The organism is Acinetobacter sp. A47 (assembly GCF_000805455.1).
Taxonomy (GTDB): Bacteria; Pseudomonadota; Gammaproteobacteria; order Pseudomonadales; family Moraxellaceae; genus Acinetobacter.
On sequence record NZ_JSUS01000063.1, the window covers coordinates 1 to 395 of the forward strand.

Below are 395 nucleotides of genomic sequence, written 5' to 3' on the forward strand. Positions count from 1 at the left end.
AGGGGTGGTACTAGGTTCTGGGGTCATGGCTTGGCACACTTGCATGGCCTGCCATGATAATGCTGGTTGTGTGTGCAGCCATAGGTAAGCTTATGGCCACTGTATTGAGGGTAATACCAGTTAGTGCAAGGGTGGACGTAGAGGTTTTGGGAGAGTGGTGATGTTGCTAAAACTTAGATTCTTACTCATTGCTGTAGTATTAGCATTGGGTATCTTACATGGTGTACCTGCTGGGGCTGCTGCTCAGGCGAGCCCTAGTCCTACTGGTACTGAAGCTGATGATACAGCGACTGTTGTTATATGTAACGTTATACGGTTTGTGCAGAAGCTGGGACTACCCATCATGACTGGGGTGATACTAGGTTCTAGCATTATGGCTATCTTTGGTAAGCTTG

Annotated in this window: 1 protein-coding gene; it reads left to right on the top strand. The window is 47.6% G+C overall.

The genetic code is table 11. The annotated features are described in order from the left end of the window. Positions 1-160: 160 nt before the first annotated feature. A partial coding sequence (locus OC23_RS12240; protein WP_038345137.1) for a TrbC/VirB2 family protein occupies positions 161-395 on the top strand: 235 nt, incomplete at its 3' end.